Origin of the sequence: Geodermatophilus chilensis, from assembly GCF_002802985.1 — a bacterium.
GTDB classification, from domain to species: domain Bacteria; phylum Actinomycetota; class Actinomycetes; order Mycobacteriales; family Geodermatophilaceae; genus Geodermatophilus; species Geodermatophilus chilensis.
On record NZ_NVPT01000019.1, the window covers coordinates 1 to 21,314 of the forward strand.

A 21,314-nucleotide genomic window follows, 5' to 3' on the forward strand; every position below is an offset into this window, starting at 1 on the left:
GGCAGCCGGCCGCCGCGCCTGCTGCTGGGCAGCGGGCGCGGCGGCCGGCTGCCCGGTGGCGGGGGCGGGTGCCGGGGCGGACGCCGCGGGCTCGGTGGCCCGAGCGGCCGCTGCCCCCCGGTCGTCGCCCGCGGACACCGGGCTGCCCGGCCGGTAGTCGGCGAAGAACTCATGCCACGCCTGGTCCACGCTGGAGGGATCGGCGAGGTACTGCTGGTACATCTCCTCGACCAGCCACTCGTTGGTGCCGAATCCCGCCACCGCTGAGGAGTTGGGGGTGGAGGACGGCCGGGATGAGTTCACGCTTGACACGGGGTCGAGTGCCTTCTTCGTCGTCGGTGCGTCTCTGGACCGGGAACGGAGTCTACGCCCGCACCTGCAGGTGGGCCGGGTGCGAAACGGCCCCGTCCAAGGCACCGCCCCGAGCCGGCGAGGGGGTGGGGAGGACGAGGTCCTTGCTCACTCCGTGGCGCCGCGCGCGACGAGCAGGTCGGCCAGGGCGTCGTGCGCGGTCGCCTGACCTGCGTCGTCCCGGCGGCTGCGGGCCGCGGCGACCCGGCTGATGTCGAGGGCGCTGGCACCGTCGGCGGTGGTGGCGTTGACGTCGGCGCCGGCGTCCAGCAGCTCGCGGATCACCTCGGGCGCGTCGCGGTCCCCGCCGGCGGACACGGCGGCGTGCAGCGGGGATCGACCGGTGTCGGGGTCCCGCCGGTTGACGTCGGCGCCGGCGGCCAGCAGCAGGCGGACCAGCTCCAGCCGGGTGCTGCCCGCGGCGGCGTGCAGGGCGCCGCCGTCCGCGTCGGCGCCCCGGTCCAGCAGCGTGCGGGCGCTGCCGGCGGCACCACCGGCCGCGGCGAGGGCCAGCAGGTCCACCCCCGTCACCGGGTCGGTCAGCGCGGCGCCGCCGTCCAGCTCGGTGCGCAGCGCCTCGACGTCGTCGAGGTAGGCGGCGCTGGCGGCGTCCACCGGCGCGCCCAGCGCGCGCAGCAGCGGGACCAGCTCGGGCGCGGACTCCAGCGCGGTGTGCAGCGGGTCCCGGCCGTGCTCGGTCCGTGCGGAGAGGTCCGCGCCGGCCGCCACCAGCAGCCGGACGACGTCGACGCGGCCCTCGGCGACGGCCACGTGCAGCGGCGTCCAGCCACCCTGGCCGTCGCGCTCCACCGTGGCGGTCAGCAGCCGGGGCGTCTCCTGGGCGGCGGCGCGGACGGCCTCGACGTCGCCGTCGGCGATCAGCCGGGCCAGCCGCGGGGCGGTCATGCGAGTGGTCATGGGTGATCCCCGTTCCGGTCGGGAGGCGTCGTCGGGGTCTGTCGTGTCGACTCTTGCGGCGGCCCCGTCCCGGGTCCCGCCCTGAGCCTGCGAAGGGTGGGCAGGACGGGGCCCTTCCTCAGACGACGTCGCGGCGGACGGCGAGCAGGGTGCCCAGCAGTGCCGCCACCAGACCGTAGCCGAGCAGCAGCAGACCGCCCTGCCACGGTTCGAGGAGGTCCGGCCCCTGGAACGTCGCCGTCAGCGCTTCCAGTGCGCCGCCGGGCAGCCACTTGTAGGCGCCGGCGATCGCGCTGATCTGCCGGACGATCGACTCGACCACGAACAGGTACACGAGCCCGCCGACGATCGCGCCCACCTGGTTGCGCACCAGAGCGCCGAGGCCGACGCCGATGACGGTGTGGACGACCAGGGCCAGACCACTGCTGGCGAGGACCCTCAGGTTGTCGCCGGTCAGTGCCGGCACCGCACCGCGCGCGCCGGCGGCCACGACCGCCACGCCGTAGTTCACCGCCACCACGACCAGCGCGAAGGGCACCGCGACCAGTGCGTAGGCGGTCAGCTTGGCGACGACGACCCGGCCGCGCCGGGGCGTGGTGAGGAACGTCGGCGTGGCCGTGCTGTTCCTGATCCTGGGTCATCCCGATGATGCCCAGGATCAGGAACAGCACGGTGACGTTGGCGCCGATGGCCAGCACGAGTTGCTCGAACTGCTGCGTGCCGACGGGCGGGAGCCCGCCAGGGGGGCCGCCCTGGGTGCTGCCCGGTGTGCTGCCGGCGAACGAGGTGAAGAGCACCACGAAGCCGGCCACCAGCACACAGGCGCCCAGCAGCAGGCCGATCCAGACCCGGGTGGTGAACAGCTTGGTCTACTCGGCGCGGACGAGCGCGGTCATCGGACGGCTCCCTGGGACGCGGCGTACTGCTCCTGGCCGGCGGTGAGCCGGAAGTACAGCTCCTCCAGGCCACTGGTCTCCGCGCGCAGCTCGTGCAGCTCCAGGCCGGCCCGGAAGGCCTGCGCGCCCACGGCGGGCGGCGTCGTCCCGGTCACCGTCACCCGGCCGTCCTCGCCGGGCGCGACCGTGAACCCGGCGGCCCCGAGGACCTCGGTCAGCCGCCCGGCCTCCGGGCTGCGCACCAGCACCGCCCCGCTGCCCTGCGCGCCGGAGCGCAGCTCGGTCAGCGAGCCCTCGCGGACCAGCCGCCCGGCGCCGACGATCACCACGCGGTCGGCGGTCTGCTCCATCTCGGCGAGCAGGTGGCTGGAGACCAGCACGGTGCGCCCCTCGTCGTGCGCCAGGTGGCGCAGGAAGCCGCGCAGCCAGTGGATGCCCTCGGGGTCCAGCCCGTTGGCCGGCTCGTCGAGCACCAGCACCGCCGGGTCGCCGAGCAGTGCGGTCGCCAGCGCCAGCCGCTGGCGCATGCCCAGCGAGTAGCCGCCCGCGCGGCGCCGGCCGGCGTCGGCCAGGCCGACCTGGGCGAGCACCTCGTCGGCGCGCGTGACCGGCAGGCGCGCGGCCCGGCAGTACACCCGCAGGTGGTTGCGCCCGGACCGCGCCGGGTGGAACGCCGTCTCCAGCACCGCGCCGACCGTGCGCACGGGCGAGGGGAGGTCGGCGTAGGCGACGCCGTCGAAGGTCGCCGTCCCCGCGTCGGGGCGCTCCAGGCCCAGGACCATGCGCAGCGTGGTCGTCTTGCCGGCCCCGTTGGGGCCGAGGAAGCCGGTGACGGCGCCCGGCTCGACGGTGAAGCCGAGGCCGGAGACGGCGCGGACGGCGCCGAAGCTCTTGCTGAGGCCGCGGACCTCGACCCGCACGGGGTCGCGGCGGCGGCTGCTGCCGGGGTGGATGGCGCTCTCCTCGTGTCGGCCGGGCGACGGGTCCATCCAAGCGCACCGGGCGGCCGAAACGGCACCCTCCGGTCCGCTTCGCGCGTGTCACGACGTGACCCCGGGCACACCCCTGACCGGCCCGTTCGGTAGGTTGGCCGGTCGGGCGGGCGAGCCGGCTCCCCGGCACGCCAGAGATGCGCCGCCCGAGGCGGCCCCGGAACGCCAGCGAGGAGGGTCCGTGAGCACCTACCGCACGGTGGTCGTCGGGACCGACGGGTCGGAGTCCTCCCTGCGGGCGGTGCGCCGCGCCGGGGCCCTCGCCGGGGCGTGCGGCGCCTGGCTGGTGATCGTGTGCGCCTACCTGCCGCCGCGGGCCGACGAGCGCGAGGTGCGGCGCGCCCAGGACGTGCTGGGCGAGGACGCCTACCAGGTCGTCGGGTCCGCGCCCGCGGAGGACACCGTGCGGCACGCCGCGGAGGAGGCCCTGGCGGCCGGCGCCGGGGAGGTCGAGCAGATGGCCGTCGTGGGCTCGCCGGTCGAGACCCTGCTCGACGTCGTCGCCCGCGCCCGGGCCGACCTGCTGGTCGTCGGCAACCGTGGGCTCAACAGCCTCAAGGGCCGGCTGATGGGGTCGGTCCCGGCGGACGTGACCCGCCGCTCGGCGGTCGACGTCCTGGTCGTCCACACCACGGGCTGACGGCCCTGCCGTCCATCGGACCCGACGACCCCCCGGACGCACAGGACGCCCGGGAGGTCCTGGAGCGCCTGCTGCTCGGTGGCCCGCGGCGCTACACGCGGCTGCAGGTCGGCAGCATGGCCGGCATGCCGTCGGAGCGCACCCGGCGGCTGTGGCGGGCGCTCGGCTTCCCCGACGCCGCCGACGACGACCTGGTCTTCACCGACGCCGACGTCCAAGCGCTGGCCCTGCTCTCGGCGCTGATCGACACCGGCTTCGTCGACGAGGACTCCGAGGCCTCGATCGTCCGGGCGATGGCGCAGTCGCTGTCCCGCCTGGCCGACTGGCAGACCGACATGCTCGCCGACGTGCTCAGCCGGGGTGAGGAGACGGGGGCCGCACCGATCGACCCGGAGCGGGCGGTGGAGGGCACCCGCCGGCTGTTGCCGCTGCTGCGGGCGCTGCAGGACTACGTGTGGCGGCGCCACCTGGCCGCCAACGCCGGTCGACTGTCGGACAGCGTCGGCGGCGGGGACCGCCGGGAGCTCGCCGTGGGCTTCGCCGACCTGGTCGGCTACACCAGCCGCAGCCGGGGCATGGGTGGACGGGAGCTCGGCGAGATGGTCGAGGACTTCGAGAGCACCGCCAGCGAGGTCATCGCCCGCCACCACGGCCGGGTGGTCAAGACGGTGGGGGACGGCGTGCTCTACACCGCCGTCTCGGCGATCGACGCCGTGGAGATCGGGCTGGAGCTGCCCGAGGCCTGGCAGGCCGAGGACCGCCCGCCGCTGCGGGTGGGCGCCGCCTACGGCACCGTGCTGACCCACCTCGGCGACGTCTACTCCCCGGTGGTGAACCTGGCCAGCCGGCTCACCTCGCTCGCCCGGCCCGGCACCCTGCTGGTCGACCGGGACCTCGCCCGGCAGTTGCGCGGGCTGCCCCGCTATCGGGTGCGGCCGCTGCGCCGCGTGTCGGTGCGCGGCTACGACAACCTGCAGCCCTGGCTCGTGCAGCGCCGTCCGCCGGGGGAGGCCGACCTGGCGCTGGAGTCCATGCTCGACGAGATGGCCGACGACGTCCTGGAGGCGGACGACGAGTAGGAGGACCCCTGCCCCCCGCGCTCGGCCCCGTCCAGGGCACCGCCCTGAGCCGGCGAACGGCGGTGAGGACGGGGTCCTTCCACGAGCGGTGGGGAGGAGGGGGTCCTTCCACTGCAGGGGGCCGCCCGTCCTCCCCACACGTCGCACGCTCGGAGACGCCCTGGAGGTGGCCGGGAGGTCGGCGACCTCGCCCCGGTGGTGGGACCGATACCCGGTCGCGCCGTCCCGGCGCGGCTTGGCACCCTGGTGCCCCGTGAGTGCCACGCTCGTCGCCCGCGGCCTGGCCGCCGGCCACGGTGCCCGCGTCCTCTTCTCCGACCTCGACCTCGTCGTCGCCCCCGGCGACGTCGTGGGGCTGGTCGGGGTCAACGGCGCGGGCAAGTCCACCCTGCTGCGCACGCTGGCCGGTGAGCTGCCCGCCGAGTCGGGCAGCGTGACCGTCAGCCCGCCGACCGCGACGCTCGGGTACCTGCCGCAGGAGCACGAGCGCCGGCCGGGGGAGACGGTCCGGCAGGCGCTGGCCCGCCGGACCGGGGTCGCCGCCGCGCAGGCCGCGCTGGACGCCGCCACCGACGCGCTCACGACGGGGGCGGACGGCGCCGACGACGCCTACGCCGAGGCCCTGGAGCGCTGGCTGGCCCTCGGCGGGGCCGACCTCGACGAGCGCGCGGCGCAGGTCGTCGGCGAGGTGGCCTCCGGGGTGTCCCTCGACGCGACGACGACCGGGCTGTCCGGAGGGCAGGCCGCGCGGGTCGGGCTGGCCGGCCTGCTGCTCTCGCGCTACGACGTCCTGCTGCTCGACGAGCCGACCAACGACCTCGACCTGGCCGGGCTGGAGCAGCTGGAGCGCTTCGTCACCGGGGCGCGCAGCGGCATCGTCGTGGTCAGCCACGACCGGGAGTTCCTCGCCCGCACGGTGACCCGCGTGGTGGAGCTGGATCTGGCCCAGCAGCTGGTGCGGGTGCACGACGGCGGCTACGAGGCCTACCTGGTCGAGCGGGAGGTGGCCCGGCGGCACGCCCGCGAGGAGTACGAGGAGTACGCCGAGACGAAGGCGGACCTCGAGGCCCGGGCCCGCATGCAGCGCAACTGGCTGGCCAAGGGCGTGCGGGACGCGGTGAAGAAGCAGAAGGACCCGGACAAGTTCATCAAGGCCCACAACCGGGCGACGGCGGAGAAGCAGGGGGCCAAGGCCAAGCAGACCGAGCGGCGGATCGAGCGGCTGGAGGTGGTCGAGGAGCCGCGCAAGGAGTGGGAGTTGCGGATGGAGATCGCCGCCGCGCCGCGTGCCGGGGCGGTCGTCGCCACGCTGTCCGGCGCGGTCGTGCGCCGCGGGGACTTCACCCTCGGGCCGGTCGACCTGCAGGTGGACTGGGGAGACCGGGTGGTCGTCACCGGTCCCAACGGCAGCGGCAAGTCCACGCTGCTGGCCGCCCTGCTCGGCCGGGTGCCGCTGGACGGGGGCCGCGGCGGGCTGGGCCCGTCGGTGCGGATCGGTGAGATCGACCAGGCCCGCGGGGCCTTCCTGGGCGCCGAGCCGCTGCTGGAGGCCTTCGCCGCGGAGGTGCCCGACCGGCCGACCGCCGAAGTGCGCACCCTGCTGGCCAAGTTCGGGCTGACCGCCGAGCACGTACTGCGCCCGGCCGGCACCCTCTCGCCGGGGGAGCGGACCCGGGCCGGGCTGGCGCTGTTGCAGGCCCGCGGGGTCAACGTGCTGGTCCTCGACGAGCCGACCAACCACCTCGACCTGCCCGCCATCGAGCAGCTCGAGCAGGCGCTGGCCGGCTACCGCGGCACGCTGCTGCTGGTCACCCACGACCGGCGGATGCTGGCCGCCGTCGACACCCCCCGCCGGATCACCGTCGAGGACGGCCGGGTCACCGAGCGCTGAGCACCCGTTCCCCGAGGGCGGCGGCGACCGCCGTCGCGAGCTCCTCCGGCGTCGCGCCGGCCGGGGACAGCGCCGGCAGCAGGTGCACCTCGACGACGGCGCCCGGCGCGGCGGCCAGCCAGCGCATCGCCGCCACCGTCGAGCGGCCGGCCGGGGGTGGCGTCGCCGTCCCGCGCCAGCGGAGCGCGATCGGGCACACCGCGGCCCCGGCGTCCAGCGCCGCGGCGAGCAGGGCGGCGTCGGCGCGGCAGGTGCTCACCGGCGTCCCGGCGCGCAGCGCCGCGCCGACCCGTGCCGGGTCGGCCGGCAGGGCCGGCAGCGGGACGCCGGCGAGCCGGTCGGGAGCGCCGGCGAGGGCGGCCCCGGGGACGACGGTGAGCAGCGCCAGCGGGTCGAGTGCGGTGACGTCGTCGGACACCAGCAGCGGGCCGGTGCCGGTGCGCGGCCAGGCGGTCGCCGGGGCGCGGACCTCGACCCGCACGCCGAGGCCGGTCAGCACCCGGGCGGCGCCGCAGACGGTGCGGCTGCGGCGGCGGCCGACCGGCGGGCGGAGCCGGCCGGCGGCGACGGTGGCGCCCACGCGGAACCAGGTGGGGGTGGGTGCGGTCGGTGCGGTCACGGTGCCTCCCGGGACGCACGGCGGACCCGGGGTGGGCCCGCTCGCACCGTGAGCGTCGCGGGCGCAGGTGTCGGGCCGGTGACGTCCGGGAGACCCCGACGGGACGGTCGCGGGACGACCGGTCGCGGGGGGTCTCAGGGGGTGTCGAGCGCCTCGGTGAGGCCGACGGCGTCCATGCCGGCCCAGGTCTCTCCGACGTGGTGGGCCAGCACCATGAGGTCGCGCAGGGCCCCGTTCCGGTCGCGGATGTGGTCCACCAGCAGCGCCTCCCCGGTGAAGCCCAGACCGGCGAACAGCGCCAGGGCCGGCCCCTGGTCGGCGACGACCTCGACGACCAGCTTGGTCAGCCCGGCCTCGAGGGCGTGCACCACGGCGTGCCGGGCCAGCTGCCGGCCCAGCCCGGAGCCGCGGCCGGCGGGGGCGACCACCAGCCGCACCTCGCCGACGTGGTCGGACCAGCCGGGCAGCCGGAGGACGGCGACGTAGCCGAGCACCCGGCCGCCGTCGTCCACCGCCGCCCAGCGGTCCACGCCCGGCGAGCCGGCCGCCCAGCCGCGCACGACGTCGGGGTCGGTGACGTCCTCGCGGATGAAGGTCCGGCCGCCCTCGGGCAGGTCGGCGAAGAAGCGCAGCAGGGCCTCGCAGTGCGCCTCCGTCAGCGGGGTCACGGTGGTCACCGGGCGACCTCGCCGGTCGCCAGCGGCTCGCTGCGCCGCCGGAGGAAGTCCAGGATGGTCGGCACGGTGGTCCGGGCCGCCGTCCGGCCGACGACCAGGCCCATGTGCCCCGCGGGCAGCCGCAGGTCGTGCTTGTCCGGCGAGCCGACCAGGTCGATCAGGGGCGCGCTCGCCTCGGTGGGGACGATGTGGTCGCGATCGGCCCGCACGGCCAGGAAGGGCACCCGGATGTCGGACAGGTGCACCCGGTCACCGCCGACCGTCAGCCGGTCGGTGACCATCCCGTTGTCGCGCACGAGCATCCGCACCGTCTGCTCCGCGGCGGCCCCGGGGAAGGGCACGTGGTCGTCCGACCAGCCGGTCATGGCCTGGTAGCCGGCTACGTACTCGTCGTTCCAGAGGCGCTCCCACAGCGTCACGTAGCGGGTCACCTCGGCCGTCGGGGTCAGCGTCTTGAAGCCCTGCAGGACGACCCGGGGCGGCACGTTGCCGTCGGCGTCCAGCACGTCGGAGACCTCCAGCCCGCCGACCCGGAACAGGTCGGCCAGCGGGCCCATGTGGCGGAAGTCCACCGGGGTGGCCAGCACGGTGAGGCTGCGGATCGGCGCGTCCGGGTGGTGGGCGGCGTAGAGCAGGGCGAGGTCGCCGCCGAAGCAGTAGCCGAACAGGTTGACCTCGTCGGCCCCGGAGACCTCCAGCACCCGCTGGACGCCGGCCGGGATGTAGTCGTCGACGTAGTCCTCGAGGGTGTTGGCCGCGTCCCGCTCGTCCGGCTCGCCCCAGTCGAGCAGGTAGACGTCGAAGCCGGCGCCGAGCAGCTGCTCGACGAAGCTGTTGCCCGGCGCCAGGTCGAGGATGTAGCTGCGGCTGACCAGGCTGAACACGACGAGCAGGGGCGGGGAGTACCACACCCCGCCGTGGGTCTCCGGGTCGTTGCGGTAGTGCCACAGCTGGGTGCGGCCGCGCTGCCAGACGACGTCCTTGGGCGTCTGCCCGAGTCCGGCCGGGCGACGCCGCTGACCAGCCGGAGACCGTTACGGGCGCGCAGGGCGTTGCGTTCGACGTCGCGCCGGACGCGGTCGAGGACCGTCTGCGGGCTGGGCACCGTCGGCATCGGACTCCTCGGGGGTGGGGCGGCGCTCGGTGTGCCGTCGCGCGGCCTCGAGCTGCAGGGTGAGCCGGCGGACCTCGCGGTCGAGGGCGCCGACCTGGGCGCGCAGCCGGCTGACGTCGGTCGCGGCCGGCAGGTTCAGCAGGTGCCACGCGCGGGCGGTCAGGTCGCGGGCGGAGCCGCGCGCCAGGGTGACCGCCCGTCGCGTCAGGCGGCGCCGACGGTGAAGGCCTCGGTGCGGACGAGCTCCTCGGCCCGCGGGGTCACCCGTCGCTCGACGGCGTCGAAGGCCTGCCGCCACAGCGGCGGCTCGCTCATGCGCGCACCTCCGCGGGGACCTCGACGGCGCGGCGGAGGATCCTGCCGGTGGACCTCTCGGGCAGGGGCTCGACCAGCCAGCCGTGCCGCGGGTACTCGTAGGCGGCCCCCCGGTCCTCCACCCGGGCGCGCAGCTCGTCGGGGTCGGCCTGCTGCCCGGGCTCGAGGGCCACGCCGGCGGCGGCCTCGAGGAAGCCGGCGTAGGTCAGGACGGCGTCGTCCATGCGGAGCGCCGGCCGCTCGCCGTGCTCCGCCGCGGTGTCGAGCAGGTGCTGTGCCAGGTTGGCCACGAGGCCTCCCCCACCGGTCCGGGAACGGGTCCGGCCCTACCCGAGCTGTCTGTGGTCTACCCCACACCAGCGCGGATCGGGCATCGCGGGTGGCGGCGCGGCCGTCGGGGCGACAGGCTCAGGGCCCACCGACGACGACGGGAGTGCACGTGACGGACAGGACGGTCCTCGACATGTTCCGGCTGGACGGCCGGGTGGCGATCGTGACGGGGGCCTCCTCCGGCCTCGGTGCGGTGTTCGCCCGCGCCCTGGCCGAGGCCGGCGCCGACGTCGCGCTCGGCGCCCGCCGCGAGGACCGGCTGGGCGACACGCGGGCGGCTGTGGAGGCGGCCGGACGGCGGGCGATCACGGTGCGCACCGACGTGGCCCGGCCCGAGGACTGCCAGGGGCTGGTCGACGCCACCGTGGCCGAGTTCGGCAAGGTCGACGTCCTGGTCAACAACGCCGGCGTCGGCACCGCCGTGCCGGCCACCCGGGAGACCCCGGAGCAGTTCCGCTCGGTCATCGACGTGAACCTCAACGGCTGCTACTGGATGGCGCAGGCCTGCGCGCGGGTCATGCAGCCGGGCAGCTCGATCATCAACATCTCCAGCATCCTCGGGCTGACCACCGCCGGGCTGCCCCAGGCCGCCTACGCGGCCAGCAAGGCCGGCCTCATCGGGCTCACCCGCGACCTGGCGCAGCAGTGGACCGGCCGCAAGGGCATCCGGGTCAACGCGCTGGCCCCCGGCTTCTTCGAGTCGGAGATGACCGACCAGTACCCGGAGGGCTACATCGAGGGCCAGCTGGCCCGCGTGCTGGCCGGCCGCAAGGGCGACCCCATGGAGCTGGCGGCTGCGCTGGTCTTCCTGGTCAGCGACGCCGGCGGCTACGTCACCGGGACCACGCTGCCGGTCGAGGGCGGCCTGCTCACCAGCTGACCGGCATGGTTCCCGGCGGGTGCGTACCGCACTCCCGAGTGCCTGCTCTCCGCTGGGAAGTGACGCTCCATCAGGGCGGTTGTGTGGGGGCGGACCGCGGTCCGCCCCACACGCAGCCCTGGAGGAGCACCCACCATGTCGATCGTCGTCACCGGAGCCACCGGACACCTGGGCCGGCTGGCCGTCGAGGCCCTGCTGGAGCGTGGCGTCCCCGCCGCCGAGGTCGTCGCCACCGGACGCCGGACCGAGAGCCTGACCGACCTCGCCGACCGCGGCGTCGTCGTCCGTCGCGCGGACTACGACGACGAGGCGTCGTTGAAGGAGGCCTTCGCCGGAGCCGACCGGCTGCTGCTGGTCTCCGGCAGCGAGGTGGGGCAGCGGATGCGCCAGCACGGCAACGCGGTCGCCGCGGCGCGCGCCGCCGGCGTCGGGTTCCTCGCCTACACGAGCATCGCGCACGCCGACACCTCCACGCTGCTGCTGGCCGAGGAGCACCGGGCCACCGAGCAGCTGCTCGCCGAGGCCGGGGTGCCGCACGCGCTGCTGCGCAACAGCTGGTACATCGAGAACTACACCGCCCAGCTGCCGGTGTACCTCGAGCACGGGATCGCCGGTGCGGCCGGGGACGGCGCGGTCAGCGCGGCGACCCGCGCGGACTACGCGGCGGCCGCCGCCGCCGTCGTCGCCACCGACGGGCACGCCGGCGCGGTGTACGAGCTGGGCGGCGCGCCGTTCACGATGACGGAGCTGGCCGAGGTGGTCTCCGCCGCCACCGGCCGCACGGTCACCTACACCGACCTGCCGGTCGAGCAGTACCAGCAGGTCCTCGTGGCCGCGGGCCTGCCCGCACCGCTCGCGGCCGTGTTCGCCGACGGCGACCGCGGTGTCGCTGCGGGCGAGCTCCTCGTGGAGGGCGACGACCTGGCCCGGCTGCTCGGCCGGGCGCCGACGTCCCTGGCCGAGGCCGTGGCCGCCGCCGTGCCCGCCCTGCGCGTCTGACGCCGCACCCTGCGGGCAGCGCCGTGCGCCGCTGCCCGCAGGGGAGTGGCCGCCTGTCCGCCGGACCGACGAGGAGGTCGTCATGCCCACGGCGACGCCGCCACCCGACCCGTACACCGTGGACTGCCCCAGCCGGCAGACGCTCGACCGCATCGGCGACCGGTGGACGATCCTCGTCTTCGGTGCCCTCGCCGACGGCCCGCGCCGCTTCACCGAGCTCGCGCGCCGCATCGAGGGCGTCAGCCAGAAGATGCTCACCCAGACGCTGCGCGGGCTCGAGCGCGACGGCCTGGTGACCCGCACCGTGCACGCCTCCGTGCCGCCCCGGGTCGACTACGAACTGACCCCGCTGGGGCGGACGCTCAGCGGTCCGATCGCCGCGCTGGAGCAGTGGGCGCGCGACCACATGGGTGAGGTCCTCGCCGCCCGCGCGGCCTACGACGCCGAGCGCACCGGCAGCTGACGGGTCCCGGACCCACGACGGGCCCACCGCGGACGGCGGGGTCCCGGCCGGGCCGCTACCGTCCGGCCGCATGACCGACCTCTCCCGGACCGCCCGCCTCGACGTCCTCGTCGAGGGCTACGTCCGCCCACCCCACGTGGCCGGCACGGTGAGCCTTATCCGCGACGCGGACCGGGTCGTCGTCGTCGACCCGGGCATGGTCGCCGACCGGGAACTCATCCTCGGGCCGATGCACGAGCTCGGCGTCCGGCCGGAGGACGTCACGGACGTCGTGCTCAGCCACCACCACCTCGACCACAACGTCAACGTGGCGCTCTTCCCCGTGGTCCCGGTCCACGACTTCCAGTCGGTCATCGACGGCGACGTGTTCACCCGCCGGGACGCCGACGGCACCCGGCTCACGCCGGGCATCCGCCTCCTGGCCACTCCCGGGCACACCCCGCAGGACATCACGACCCTCGTGGGTACGGCCGACGACGTCGTCGCCCTCACCCACCTGTGGTGGACCGACGAGGGCCCGGCCGAGGACCCGTACGCCCCCGACCGCGAGCAGCTGCGCCGGCAGCGCGAGCGGGTGCTGGAGCTGGCGACGGTCATCGTGCCGGGTCACGGGGCGCCTTTCCGCCCGGGGACCTCGACCCCTCGCTGAACGGCGCGACGGCCCGCGCCCGGACGCACGAGAGGCCCCGCCGCGGACGGCGGGGCCTCTCGGTGCTGCTGGGTGCCCCCGGCAGGATTCGAACCTGCGCACCCGCCTCCGGAGGGCGGTGCTCTATCCCCTGAGCTACGGGGGCTCTGCGGTGGGGCGTCGTAGAACCTACCAGCCCTCCCACGGCGTCCGGACGGCGGTGCGTCAGGGCGCGGGGAGGGGGGTGCCACCGCGGGCGGCGAGCATCCGCTCCATGGTCGTGACTTCCGCCGTCTGGGTCTCGGCGATCGTGCCGGCCAGGTTCGCGACGGCCGTGACGTCGGCGTGCTCAGCGGCGTACTGCGCCATCTCGAAGCCGCCCTGGTGGTGCCGGATCATCAGCCGCAGGAACGCGACGTCGAACTCCGTGCCCGACAGGGACCGCAGCTCCGCCAGCTCCGACTCCGTGGCCATCCCCGGCATCAGGTCGCCGGGCGCGCCGGCCGTGTCGTGCCCGGCGTGCCCGCCGTCCGAGCCCATCCAGGCCATGGTGTCCCCGCCGGTCGGCGGCAGGCCCCACAGCGCCAGCCAGCCCTGCATCCGCCCGACCTGGTTCTGCTGGGTCTCGGCGATGTCGAACGCCAGCTGGCGGACCTCCGGGTCGGTGCTGCGCTCCGGCACCAGGTTCGCCATCTCCACGCCCTGCAGGTGGTGCCGGGACATGTCGCGGGCGAAGCCGGCCTCGACGGATCCCGAGCCCGGCACCGGCGCGCCGCGGCCGATGCCCAGGGCGACCGCGGCGCCCCCGCCGATCAGGACCAGCCCGACGGCGATGACCGCCAGCAGGAGGACCCGCAGCGGGCTGCGCGCGGCCGTCACGGAGCGCCGGTCTCGGCCCCGGACGTGGTCGGGGCGTCGGTCGTCATGGACGACGCGCCGCGGCTGCTGTCACCCACGGTCAGCGGGTCGCTGATGAACTGCGGGTTCTCGCAGCTGGCCCCGGGCTCGGGGAAGAACTCCTCGTTGTAGGTGAGGAAGTCGGCGAACTGCTCGATCCGCGGGTCGTCGGCCGAGTCGACCTTCAGCTGGTGGTTCCAGGACTGCAGGCTGACGGGGGAGTCCTGCCCGGGGTTGGGGGAGAGCATCCGGCCGGACTCGCCGGCCACGTCGGTGAGGGTCTGCAGCGCGTCGCCGGTGACCACCTCGGGGTCGTAGGTGATCCAGACCGCGCCGTGCTCGAGGGCGTGGACGGCGTTCTCCTGCCGGATCTGCACGTCGTAGACGGTGCCGGTGCAGTCGGCCCACTCGCCGTCGTGCGGCCCGCCCACCGGCGGGGACTGCTCGTAGGTGACCGGGGTGGTCACGTGCTCCTGGCCGGCGGCGTAGTCGAAGGTCTGCGCGCCCTCGATCTCGTCGACGGCGTCGACCCGGCCGGCCTCGGCCTCGTTGACCTGCAGGACGGCGTAGGTGAGGACGGCGGCGGCGAACACCAGGACGGCGACCGCGGCGGCGATCAGCCCCCACGGCCGCTGCGGGGCGACGACGTTGCTCACCGGCGGACGCGTGCGCCCGCCCTTCCCGCCTGCCGCGCCCGCCCGGCTGGCTCCGCCGCGCGTGCGGCCGGGCTCGGGCTTGCGGTCCTTGGCCAAGGCCTCTCCTCGGTGCTCGGTGTGTGACAGTGGTCTCCGGCCGCGGGCCCGCGTGGGCCGGCCGGGCAGCGCGGCGACTCCCGCGCGGCTGTCCAGCGGCCGAGTCTAGGTCCGCGAGGTGAACGGACCCTGGGAGCACGGGGTTCCTGGGGTGAGGAAGCCCGCATGGGACGCAGGAGGCCGGTCAGTACGCTCGTGCGGTGACACCCGAGCAGCTGCAGGCCGCCGTCCGCACCGCCGTGGGCGCGGTCGTCGAGCGAGGCGCGCTGTCCGTCGAGGTGCCCGCCGAGGTCGTCGTCGAGCGGCCGAAGAACCCCGAGCACGGCGACTACGCCACCAACGTGGCGCTGCGCCTGGCCAAGCCGGCCGGGCGGCCACCGCGCGAGGTGGCCGAGGTGCTCGCCGCGGAGCTGCGCGCCCAGCCCGGCATCGCCTCCGTCGACGTCGCGGGCCCCGGCTTCCTCAACATCACCCTGGCGCAGGGGGCGCTCGGCAGGATCGCCGTCGACGCGGTCACCGCCGGCTCCGCCTACGGGCACACCGACAGCCTGGCCGGGCAGAAGCTGAACCTGGAGTTCGTGTCGGCGAACCCGACCGGTCCGGTGCACATCGGCGGCACCCGGTGGGCCGCCGTCGGCGACGCCCTCGGCCGGCTGCTCGAGGCCAGCGGCGCCACGGTGACGCGGGAGTACTACTTCAACGACGCCGGCGCGCAGATCGACCGGTTCGCCCGCAGCCTGATGGCCGCCGCCGCCGGCCGGCCGGTGCCCGAGGACGGCTACGCCGGCGACTACATCGGCGAGATCGCCGCCCAGGTCGTCGACGCCGAGCCCGGCGTGCTGGAGCTGTCCGAGGAGCAGCAGCAGGAGCGCTTCCGCGAGCGCGGGGTCGAGCTGATGTTCGCCGAGATCAAGCGGACGCTGGCCGCGTTCGGCGTCGAGTTCGACGTCTACTTCAGCGAGCGCACGCTGCACGAGACCGGCGCGCTGGAGAAGGCCATTGCGCGGCTGCGCGAGAACGGCCACGTCTACGAGGCCGACGGCGCCACCTGGCTGCGGACGACCGACTTCGGTGACGACAAGGACCGGCCCCTGGTCAAGAGCGACGGCGACCCGACCTACTTCGCCGCCGACTGCGCCTACTACCTGGACAAGCGCGACCGCGGCTTCGACAAGGTCGTGATCATGCTGGGCGCCGACCACGCCGGCTACGTCGGCCGGTACAAGGCGCTGGTGGCCGCGGTCGGCGACGACCCCGAGGTCAACCTGGAGATCCTGCTCGGCCAGCTGGTCAACCTGGTCCGCGACGGCCGGCCGGTGCGGATGAGCAAGCGGGCCGGCACCGTCGTCCTGCTCGAGGACCTCGTCGAGGCCGTCGGCAAGGACGCCGCCCGCTACGCCCTGGCGCGGGCCTCGGTCGACCAGCAGATCGACCTGGACCTCGACCTGTGGAGCCGGCAGACCAACGACAACCCGGTCTTCTACGTCCAGTACGCGCACGCCCGGATCTCCTCCGTGCTGCGCAACGCCGCCGACCTCGGGGTGGTGCTGGGCGAGCCGGGGGACGTCGACGTCGCACAGCTGACCCACGATCGGGAGAACGACCTGCTGCGGGCGCTCGGCGAGTTCCCGCGGGTGCTGACGTCGGCCGCCGAGCTGCGCGCCCCGCACCGGGTGGCCCGCTACCTCGAGGAGCTGGCCGGCACCTACCACCGCTTCTACGACTCCTGCCGCGTGCTGCCGCGCGGCGACGAGGAGGCGACCCCGCTGACCACCGCCCGGCTGTGGCTGTGCGCGGCCACCGCCGTGGTGCTGCGCAACGGCCTCGGCGTGCTCGGCGTCGACGCCCCGGAGCGGATGTGAGGGCGCACCCGGCGGGCCCGCTGCACGGGAGCATCTCCCCGCCGCCGTCGGTCGGCCTCCCGCCGGCCGACCTCGGCCTGCTCGACCCGCAGGTGTGGCCACGCTCGGCGCGACGGGTCGACGGCGAGCTGCACCTGGGCGGCCGGCCGGTCACCGACCTGGCGCGGGCGCACGGCACCCCGCTGTTCGTCCTCGACGAGGCCGACTTCCGCGGCCGGGCCGCGGACTTCGCCACCGCCTTCGCGGACGCCGACGTGCACTACGCGTCCAAGGCGTTCCTCTGCGGACAGGTCGCCCGCTGGATCGCCGACGACGGCCTGCACCTGGACGCCTGCTCGGGCAACGAGCTGGCGCTGGCGCTGGCCGCCGGCTTCCCGGCCGAGCGGATCGCGCTGCACGGCAACAACAAGTCGCTCGTCGAGCTGCGGCTGGCCGTCGACTCCGGCATCGGCCACGTCGTCCTGGACTCCTTCGACGAGATCGACCGGTTGGTCCCGCTGGCCGCCGCCCGGGTCGCCGACGGCGGCACGCCGGTGCCGGTCCTCATCCGGACGACGGTCGGCATCGAGGCGCACACCCACGAGTTCATCGCCACCGCCCACGAGGACCAGAAGTTCGGGTTCTCGCTGGCCACCGGAGACGCGCTGACCGCCGCGGTCCGGGTCATCCGCGAGCCGGCGCTGCGGCTGACCGGCCTGCACAGCCACATCGGCTCGCAGATCTTCGACACCGCCGGGTTCGAGGCGGCCGCGCACCGGGTGGTGGGCCTGCTCGGGCAGGTCCAGCAGGCCACCGGCGAGGTGCTCGGCGAGCTCAACCTCGGTGGCGGCTTCGGCATCGCCTACCTGCCCGAGGACGACCCGGTCGGCCCCGACGACGTCGCCCGGCGGCTGCGCGCCGTCGTGGCCGCCGAGTGCGACGCGCTCGGGCTGCCGGTGCCGCGGCTGGCCGTGGAGCCCGGCCGGGCCATCGCCGGCCCCGGCACGGTGACGCTGTACGAGATCGGCACCATCAAGCCGGTGCGCCTCGGCAGCGGCGGGCACGGCGCCCCGCAGGTGCGCAACTACGTGTCGGTCGACGGTGGGATGAGCGACAACATCCGCACCGCCCTCTACGACGCCTCCTACACCTGCGTGCTGGCCAACCGGACCTCCGATGCCCCGCCGGCGCTGTGCCGGGTCGTCGGCAAGCACTGCGAGAGCGGCGACGTCCTGGTCCGCGACCTGTGGCTGCCCGCCGACGTGCAGCCCGGCGACCTGCTCGCGGTCGCCGCGACCGGCGCCTACTGCTGGTCGATGGCGAGCAACTACAACTACCTGCTCAAGCCGCCGGTGGTGGCCGTGCGGGACGGCGTCGCCACCGAGGTGGTCCGGCGTCAGACACTGTCGGACGTGTTCGCCCTCGACGCCGTCCTCGCCGACGTCCCCCCACCCGCGACCGCGCCGTCCCAGCCGGCACCCGAGCACCCGGCAGGAGCCCGTTCGTGACTGATCCCCTGAAGGTCGCGCTGCTGGGCCGCGGCACCGTGGGCAGCGCGGTGCTGCGGCTGCTGGACGAGCAGGCGGGCGACCTCGCCGCCCGCATCGGCCGGCCGGTCGAGGTCGCCGGCGTCGCGGTCCGCCGTCCCGACCGGCACCCCGACGTCCCGGCGCACCTGCTCACCACCGACGCGCGCGGGCTGGTGACCCGGGACGACGTCGACCTCGTCGTCGAGGTCATCGGCGGCATCGAGCCGGTGCGCTCGCTGCTGCTGGCCGCCTTCGAGGCCGGCAAGTCGGTGGTGAGCGCGAACAAGGCGCTGCTGGCCGACGACGGCGTCGAGCTGCACGCGGCCGCGGCCAAGGCCGGCGTCGACCTCTACTACGAGGCCGCCGTCGCCGGGGCGATCCCGCTGCTGCGCCCGCTGCGCGAGTCGCTGGCCGGCGACCAGCTGCGCCGGGTGGTCGGCATCGTCAACGGCACGACCAACTACATCCTGTCCCGGATGGCCGAGACCGGGCACGGCTTCACCGAGGCCCTGGCCGAGGCGACCGAGCTGGGCTACGCCGAGGCCGACCCGACCGCCGACGTCGACGGCTTCGACGCCGCCGCCAAGGCCGCCATCCTCGCCTCGCTGGCCTTCCACACCTCGGTCTCGGCCGCGGACGTGTACCGCGAGGGCATCTCCGCGGTCACCGCGATCGACGTCGCCCGCGCCGCGGAGATCGGCTGCACCGTCAAGCTGCTGGCCATCTGCGAGCGCGTGGCGGGGGAGGACGGGGACTCCGTCGCCGTCCGCGTGCACCCGGCGATGATCCCGACGACGCACCCGCTGGCCTCGGTCGGCGGGGCGTTCAACGCCGTCTTCGTCGAGGCCGAGGCCGCCGGGCAGCTGATGTTCTACGGCCAGGGCGCCGGTGGGGACGCGACCGCCAGCGCCGTCCTCGGCGACCTGGTCGCCGTCGCGCGCAACCGGGTCACCGGGGTCGCCGGTCCCGGCGTCACCACCTACGCGGGGCTGCCCGCCCGGCCGATCGCCGAGACGCCCACGCGGTACCACGTCAGCCTCGACGTGGCCGACAAGCCGGGTGTGCTCGCGACGGTGGCGCAGGAGTTCGCCCGCCACGGGGTCAGCATCGCCACCGTGCGCCAGGACGGGCACGGGGACGCCGCGACCCTGGTCATCGTGACGCACAGCGCCCCGGACGCCGCCCTGTCGGCGACGGTGACCGCGCTCCGGGAGATGCCCGCCGTCCGCGGCGTCACCAGCATCCTGCGTGTGGAAGGACTGTCATGACGACGCAGCTGCCCGTCCGGGGCACCGTCTCCCCGCTGTGGCCCGGGCTCATCGAGGCCTACCGATCGCGGCTGCCGGTCAGCGACACCACCCCCGTGGTCACCCTCCAGGAGGGCGCGACCCCGCTGGTGCCGGCGCAGGAGCTCTCCCGCCGCACCGGCTGCGACGTCTACCTCAAGGTCGAGGGCGCCAACCCGACCGGGTCGTTCAAGGACCGCGGGATGACCATGGCCATCACCAAGGCCAAGGAGGAGGGCGCGCAGGCGGTCATCTGCGCCTCCACCGGCAACACCAGCGCCAGCGCCGCGGCCTACGCCGCGCGGGCCGGGTTGGTCTGCGCCGTCCTCGTGCCGCAGGGCAAGATCGCCACCGGCAAGCTCGCCCAGGCGCTGGTGCACGGCGCGAAGCTGCTCCAGGTCCAGGGCAACTTCGACGACTGCCTGGCGCTGGCCAGCAAGCTGGCGATCGACTACCCGGTGAGCCTGGTCAACAGCGTCAACCAGTACCGGATCGAGGGGCAGAAGACCGCCTCGTTCGAGATCGTCGACGTCCTCGGCGACGCCCCGGACATCCACTGCCTCCCGGTCGGCAACGCCGGCAACATCACCGCGTACTGGCAGGGCTACCGCGAGTACGCCGCCGACGGCACGGCCAGCCGCACGCCGCGGATGTGGGGCTTCCAGGCCGCCGGCGCCGCCCCGATCGTCACCGGGCACGTCGTCGAGCAGCCGCAGACCATCGCCACGGCCATCCGCATCGGCAACCCGGCGTCCTGGACCAAGGCCCTGGCCGCCCGCGACGAGTCCGGCGGGCGCATCGACGCCGTCACCGACCGGGCCATCCTCGCCGCCTACCGGCTGCTGGCCCGCACCGAGGCCGTCTTCGTCGAGCCGGCGTCGGCCGCCTCCGTCGCCGGGCTGCTGCAGGTTGCCGAGGCCGGCGGGCTCGAGCCCGGCCAGCGGGTCGTCTGCACGGTGACCGGCAACGGGCTCAAGGACCCGGATTGGGCCATCTCCGGCGCCCCCGCGCCGGTGACCGTGCCGGTCGACGCCGCGGCCGCCGCCGCACAGCTGGGGCTGTAGGTGGCGCACCTGGACCCGGACCGGGTGCGTGTCCGGGTCCCCGCCACCAGCGCCAACCTGGGGCCGGCCTTCGACAGCGCCGGGCTGGCGCTGACCTGCCACGACGTCGTCGGGTTCGACGTCGTCGCCTCCGGCCTGGAGGTCGAGGTCTCCGGCGCGGGTGCCGGGGAGCTGCCCACGGACGAGTCGCACCTGGTGGTGCGCGCTTTCCGGGCCGCGTGCGACGAGCTCGGCTGGTCGCCGTCCGGCCTGCGCGTCGTCGCCGAGAACGGCATCCCGCAGGGCCGGGGGATGGGCTCGTCCGCGGCGGCCGTGGTCGCCGGCGTCCTCGGCGCCTGGGCGCTGTGTCCCGAGGTCGACGCCGTCGACCTCGACGCGGTGCTCCGCCTCACCACCGACCTGGAGGGGCACCCGGACAACGTCGCCCCGTGCCTGCTCGGCGGCGCGACGCTGTCGTGGATGACCGACGGGGCCGCCCGCGCCGACACCGTCCCCGTCCACGACGACGTGCGGCCCGTGGTGCTCGTCCCCGACGCGACGTTGTCCACGCACGTCGCCCGCGGCCTGCTGCCCGACGCCGTCCCGCACGCCGACGCGGCCTTCAACGCCGGGCGGGCCGCGCTGCTGGTGCACGCCCTGGTCAGCGAGCCGACCCTGCTGTTCGAGGCGACCGAGGACCGGCTGCACCAGCGGCAGCGCGCGGCCGCGATGCCGGACTCCGCACGGCTGCTGGAGCGGCTGCGCGCTGCCGGGCACGCCGCCGTCGTCTCCGGCGCCGGCCCGAGCCTGCTGGTCCTCACGCGGCGGCACCCCGAGGACCCGGCGGACGACCCGGCCGCCGCCGTACGCGTGCGCGACGTGTCCGATCTCACTCCGGAGGGGTGGTCGGTGCTACCCCTGGGGGTCGATGTCCACGGGGCGCGTGTCCACCGCCCTGTCCAGCAGGTATCGTCTCGATAACGAGGAACACACCGGTACGGCACGGTGTTGTCGTGTCCGTGAGCCGCAACTAGGCTCACGGCGTAGCCGCCCAGTCGGGCGAGCCTCGCGCGGGGCGTTGCAGACGATCTGATGTCCGTCGCCGCAGAACCGCTCCGCACCCACTGGATCCCGCGCTTCTTGCTGTCCGCTCGAACATCGAGCGGGAGGTGCC

The 21,314-nt window shown here is 75.4% G+C and carries 22 protein-coding genes and 1 tRNA gene; 12 read left to right on the plus strand and 11 right to left on the minus strand.

From position 1 onward, the window contains the following. From CNO22_RS04995 to CNO22_RS05015, 4 genes are all read right to left on the minus strand, one after another. Positions 1–303 (minus strand): 2-oxoglutarate dehydrogenase E1 subunit family protein (locus CNO22_RS04995; protein ID WP_232806802.1); only part of this gene is annotated, 303 nt, incomplete at its 3' end. Between the two features lie 156 nt (positions 304–459). Further along, complete coding sequence (locus CNO22_RS05005; protein WP_100498246.1) at positions 460–1,269, minus strand: ankyrin repeat domain-containing protein; 810 nt, start codon at positions 1,267–1,269, stop codon at positions 460–462. 118 nt (positions 1,270–1,387) lie between these two features. Beyond that, a complete protein-coding gene (locus CNO22_RS28845; protein WP_232806803.1) occupies positions 1,388–1,807 on the minus strand; it encodes a hypothetical protein in 420 nt (139 codons plus the stop codon). 354 nt (positions 1,808–2,161) lie between these two features. After that, positions 2,162–3,154 carry an ABC transporter ATP-binding protein gene (locus tag CNO22_RS05015; RefSeq protein ID WP_100498247.1) on the minus strand — a complete coding sequence of 331 codons (993 nt, stop codon included), beginning with the start codon at positions 3,152–3,154 and terminating at the stop codon, positions 2,162–2,164. A gap of 184 nt (positions 3,155–3,338) precedes the next feature. Here CNO22_RS05015 and CNO22_RS05020 point away from each other — a divergent pair, with 184 nt between their 5' ends. From CNO22_RS05020 to CNO22_RS05030, 3 genes are all read left to right on the plus strand, one after another. After that, positions 3,339–3,797 carry a universal stress protein gene (locus CNO22_RS05020; RefSeq protein ID WP_100498248.1) on the plus strand — a complete coding sequence of 153 codons (459 nt, stop codon included), beginning with the start codon at positions 3,339–3,341 and terminating at the stop codon, positions 3,795–3,797. Positions 3,798–3,922: 125 nt separating this feature from the next. After that, positions 3,923–4,876: an adenylate/guanylate cyclase domain-containing protein gene (locus CNO22_RS05025; RefSeq protein ID WP_232806804.1), complete on the plus strand. Its 954-nt coding sequence runs from the start codon at positions 3,923–3,925 to the stop codon at positions 4,874–4,876. Positions 4,877–5,129: 253 nt separating this feature from the next. After that, positions 5,130–6,767 (plus strand): ABC-F family ATP-binding cassette domain-containing protein, encoded by a 1,638-nt coding sequence (locus CNO22_RS05030; RefSeq protein WP_100498249.1) that lies wholly within the window; start codon positions 5,130–5,132, stop codon positions 6,765–6,767. On the opposite strand, the gene CNO22_RS05035 is transcribed toward CNO22_RS05030, so the two are convergent. The 4 genes from CNO22_RS05035 to CNO22_RS05055 all read right to left on the minus strand — a co-directional run bounded on the left by CNO22_RS05035 (position 6,754) and on the right by CNO22_RS05055 (position 9,782). Then, the gene (locus CNO22_RS05035) at positions 6,754–7,386 is read right to left on the minus strand and encodes a hypothetical protein (RefSeq protein WP_100498250.1); all 633 of its coding nucleotides are present in this window, start codon (positions 7,384–7,386) and stop codon (positions 6,754–6,756) included. The two genes, CNO22_RS05030 and CNO22_RS05035, sit on opposite strands and share 14 nt — an antisense overlap. 134 nt (positions 7,387–7,520) lie before the next feature. Next, entirely contained in the window at positions 7,521–8,063 is a 543-nt protein-coding gene (locus CNO22_RS05040; protein WP_100498251.1) for a GNAT family N-acetyltransferase, read from the minus strand. Then, a complete protein-coding gene (locus CNO22_RS05045) occupies positions 8,060–8,974 on the minus strand; it encodes an alpha/beta fold hydrolase (RefSeq protein WP_232806805.1) in 915 nt (304 codons plus the stop codon). Before CNO22_RS05045 ends, CNO22_RS05040 begins: the two co-directional genes overlap by 4 nt. Before the next feature lie 514 nt (positions 8,975–9,488). Then, positions 9,489–9,782: a hypothetical protein gene (locus CNO22_RS05055; RefSeq protein WP_198588113.1), complete on the minus strand. Its 294-nt coding sequence runs from the start codon at positions 9,780–9,782 to the stop codon at positions 9,489–9,491. 149 nt (positions 9,783–9,931) lie between these two features. On the opposite strand from CNO22_RS05055, the gene CNO22_RS05060 reads away from it, so the two are divergent. The 4 genes from CNO22_RS05060 to CNO22_RS05075 all read left to right on the plus strand — a co-directional run bounded on the left by CNO22_RS05060 (position 9,932) and on the right by CNO22_RS05075 (position 12,813). Beyond that, positions 9,932–10,702, plus strand: coding sequence for an SDR family NAD(P)-dependent oxidoreductase (locus tag CNO22_RS05060; RefSeq protein WP_198588114.1), 771 nt, complete (start codon positions 9,932–9,934; stop codon positions 10,700–10,702). A gap of 135 nt (positions 10,703–10,837) precedes the next feature. Continuing rightward, a complete protein-coding gene (locus CNO22_RS05065; protein WP_100498252.1) occupies positions 10,838–11,701 on the plus strand; it encodes an NmrA family NAD(P)-binding protein in 864 nt (287 codons plus the stop codon). Between the two features lie 82 nt (positions 11,702–11,783). Next, complete coding sequence (locus CNO22_RS05070) at positions 11,784–12,164, plus strand: winged helix-turn-helix transcriptional regulator (RefSeq protein ID WP_100498253.1); 381 nt, start codon at positions 11,784–11,786, stop codon at positions 12,162–12,164. Between the two features lie 70 nt (positions 12,165–12,234). After that, the gene (locus CNO22_RS05075) at positions 12,235–12,813 is read left to right on the plus strand and encodes an MBL fold metallo-hydrolase (RefSeq protein WP_100498254.1); all 579 of its coding nucleotides are present in this window, start codon (positions 12,235–12,237) and stop codon (positions 12,811–12,813) included. A 73-nt stretch (positions 12,814–12,886) separates the two neighbouring features. On the opposite strand, the gene CNO22_RS05080 is transcribed toward CNO22_RS05075, so the two are convergent. From CNO22_RS05080 to CNO22_RS05090, 3 genes are all read right to left on the minus strand, one after another. Next, positions 12,887–12,958: transfer RNA gene (locus CNO22_RS05080), tRNA-Arg, on the minus strand. A 59-nt stretch (positions 12,959–13,017) separates the two neighbouring features. After that, positions 13,018–13,671, minus strand: coding sequence for a DUF305 domain-containing protein (locus CNO22_RS05085; RefSeq protein WP_100498255.1), 654 nt, complete (start codon positions 13,669–13,671; stop codon positions 13,018–13,020). Then, entirely contained in the window at positions 13,668–14,441 is a 774-nt protein-coding gene (locus tag CNO22_RS05090) for a DUF3105 domain-containing protein (protein WP_100498256.1), read from the minus strand. Before CNO22_RS05090 ends, CNO22_RS05085 begins: the two co-directional genes overlap by 4 nt. A 200-nt stretch (positions 14,442–14,641) precedes the next feature. Between CNO22_RS05090 and argS the strand changes: the two genes are divergently transcribed. Genes argS through thrB form a run of 5 tightly spaced genes read left to right on the plus strand, consistent with a single transcriptional unit; the run spans position 14,642 to position 21,121 of the window. Next, positions 14,642–16,303, plus strand: a complete 1,662-nt coding sequence (argS, locus tag CNO22_RS05095) for an arginine--tRNA ligase (protein ID WP_100498257.1) — start codon at positions 14,642–14,644, stop codon at positions 16,301–16,303. Next, on the plus strand, positions 16,300–17,790 hold the full coding sequence (gene lysA / locus CNO22_RS05100; protein ID WP_100498258.1) for a diaminopimelate decarboxylase: 1,491 nt from the start codon (positions 16,300–16,302) through the stop codon (positions 17,788–17,790). Before argS ends, lysA begins: the two co-directional genes overlap by 4 nt. Further along, positions 17,787–19,079, plus strand: coding sequence for a homoserine dehydrogenase (locus tag CNO22_RS05105; RefSeq protein ID WP_100498259.1), 1,293 nt, complete (start codon positions 17,787–17,789; stop codon positions 19,077–19,079). Before lysA ends, CNO22_RS05105 begins: the two co-directional genes overlap by 4 nt. Further along, on the plus strand, positions 19,076–20,161 hold the full coding sequence (thrC, locus tag CNO22_RS05110; RefSeq protein WP_100498260.1) for a threonine synthase: 1,086 nt from the start codon (positions 19,076–19,078) through the stop codon (positions 20,159–20,161). The genes CNO22_RS05105 and thrC overlap by 4 nt, the downstream gene beginning before the upstream one ends. Further along, complete coding sequence (gene thrB, locus CNO22_RS05115; RefSeq protein WP_100498261.1) at positions 20,162–21,121, plus strand: homoserine kinase; 960 nt, start codon at positions 20,162–20,164, stop codon at positions 21,119–21,121. Positions 21,122–21,314: the final 193 nt, after the last annotated feature.